We start from the raw sequence: 2,350 nt of genomic DNA, 5'->3' as shown, positions 1-2,350 counted from the left end.
CCATAGTATGAGTCATTAGCTCAGTTGGTAGAGCACCTGACTTTTAATCAGGGTGTCGTAGGTTCGAATCCTACATGACTCACCATTTTTTTTATCTCGGATGCGCGCGTATGGCGGAATTGGCAGACGCACTAGACTTAGGATCTAGCGGGCAACCGTGGGGGTTCAAGTCCCTCTACGCGCATCATAGTACGACAAATGAAGTCTTGCTTAGCAAGGCTTTTTTTGTTGTTTAAAAGTAGGAAATGATACTCAAATGAGATGTTTTTGAGCTATTTTTTTGTCAAAGGAGTTAGCCTCGTGTACAATAAAAACAGCTAAGGGAGGACATATATGAATTTTTCCGTCACCTTTTTTACAAATATAAGCATTCTCATCACTTGTGCTTACCTTTTTAACCTCCTATATAAGAATTTTCTAAACCGAGCTTCCTCCAATGTGAAAAATAGTTTGTTGATTGTCACTTTTATTTTATCCGGCTGGCTGACGATGATGGTTGGTGTAGAATTAGGTAAGGGGCCCTTATTCGATTTGCGCGGCGTACCTATTATTTTTGCAACATTAGTGTTCCGAGATCCGCGCCATGTTTTTATTATTGGACTTGGTATCTCTGCTTCAAGATTTTTTGTCAATGGAATAACACCAAGCTCACTAACGGGATCAATTAATATCGCTATTATGGGACTCGTCGCTGCGGGGCTCGTCATGCTTTACGAACGACGCCAGTTATGGGGCTATCGTAAGAAGGCAACGATTTCTTTGCTCACCATCAATATTGTACAGGTAACTGGTATCGCGATCTTTGGCGCTCTGTCTCGTGAGTTGTACTTGAAGCAGATTATGCCTTTTACGCTGCCTCTTTCTATTTTGCTTGGTGCCTTATTCTTATTTATTATTAATGATTTTTATAAGGAACAGCTCCAAGCGGACGAGCTGCGCGACAATAACTTGCTTCTAATGGAGCAAACGAAGGAGCTTGAAGACAAAGCGATACAAATCATGAAGTCATCCAAATACAAGTCGGACTTCCTCTCTAATATGTCTCATGAGCTTCGGACACCTCTTAATAGTATCATTGTCCTCTCAGAGCTCATTCGTGAGAATACGGCCAGCCAGGAACACAATGAGAATTTTGAGTATGCAGATATGATAAACAGCTCTAGTAACGAATTGCTGCGAATCATTAATGACATCCTTGACTTATCCAAGATGGAAGCAGGGAAAATGGATATCAACTGGGGAGAAGTGTCCGTCGAGGATGTTACGCAGCTGGTATACCATGAATTTGCCCATTTAGCTGAAAAGAAGCAGCTAAGCTTCGAAGTTTTAATAGATGAAGAGGCTCCTCAAATGCTAGTATCAGATGGGCAAAAGCTGAGCCAAATTATTCGCAATCTATTAAACAATGCTATTAAGTTTACGGATAAGGGCGATGTCGCTTTGCACGTATACAAGGATAAGCTTACTGACTGCATTGTATTTGTTGTAAAGGACACCGGTATTGGGATAGATGAGGACAACCAGCAGCGAGTCTTTGATACATTTTCACAAGAGGACAGCACGATTCAGCGGAAATATGAAGGAACTGGATTAGGGCTTTCTATTTGCATACAGCTTACCAATCTACTTGGCGGCAAACTTGCGCTTAAAAGTACAAAGGGAGTTGGAAGTGAGTTTGCACTAAGTGTGCCGTTATATCCTACAACGAAATAGGATAGCTGCTTCGATTGGAACCGCAAATCGCTTTCGACTAGGTTGGAGAGTAAGTTTCTATATAAAGAAATGAGTTGTTAGATTCGACTAACAGCAAGGAAGGTGTAGTTAGGCAAATGCCTTCCTACACCTTTCTTTATGGATTTAGCGAGGTATCCATATTTGTATAAATAAGAATGGCATCTCTTAGAAATACAGCAGCACCGGGCAGGTTTTTATCATAATAGGCTGTAAACCTTTCATCATCTACATACATTTGAGCAACACCCGCATGTGCTTCTTTGGTATAGCTGCCCCAATAAAAACTTAGCCATTGTCGATGGAGATCGGCTGCTTTCTGTGCTAACTGACCAGCGGGATCACCAGTTGCAAAAGCTTCCTCAAGCACGCTTATGACCTCGGCCCCTAACTTTTCGATTTCAGTGTGCTGTTCTTTAGTCATGTTTTTGATTATTTGGTTAGAGAGATCCACCTGCTCGTTTCCGTACTTTTCTCTAATCTCTTTACCAAAGCTCTTCTCATTCTCATTAACGAGCTGCTGCTTAAAACCTTCGAATTTCTCTTTATTCTCCATTATTATTCTCCCTTCTTTTTGAGCTAATGTTTTGTCGACATTAGCGATAAGCTGATCTAGCTG

The 2,350-nt window shown here is 41.2% G+C and carries 2 protein-coding genes and 2 tRNA genes (1 of these 4 only partly in view); 3 read left to right on the top strand and 1 reads right to left on the bottom strand.

All coding sequences use genetic code 11. The features are described from left to right. Positions 1-9: 9 nt before the first annotated feature. The 3 genes from AC1DOV_RS34555 (at position 10) to AC1DOV_RS34545 (ending at position 1,713) form a co-directional block, all read left to right on the top strand. Positions 10-85: transfer RNA gene (locus AC1DOV_RS34555), tRNA-Lys, on the top strand. A 19-nt stretch (positions 86-104) separates the two neighbouring features. Beyond that, positions 105-184, top strand: a tRNA-Leu gene (locus AC1DOV_RS34550). Between the two features lie 254 nt (positions 185-438). Then, a complete protein-coding gene (locus AC1DOV_RS34545) occupies positions 439-1,713 on the top strand; it encodes an ATP-binding protein (RefSeq protein WP_477552148.1) in 1,275 nt (424 codons plus the stop codon). A 136-nt stretch (positions 1,714-1,849) separates the two neighbouring features. Here AC1DOV_RS34545 and AC1DOV_RS34540 read toward each other — a convergent pair whose 3' ends face one another. Beyond that, positions 1,850-2,350: the 3' portion of a MerR family transcriptional regulator gene (locus AC1DOV_RS34540; RefSeq protein WP_477513008.1), read on the bottom strand. Its footprint extends 276 nt past the window's final position; 501 of the gene's 777 nt are visible here — the last part of the coding sequence; the start codon falls outside the window, past its right edge; it ends in the stop codon at positions 1,850-1,852.

The sequence above is a fragment of the Paenibacillus sp. 01T47 genome (genome assembly GCF_056398245.1).
This window is presented reverse-complemented; position numbering and strand designations above follow the sequence as displayed.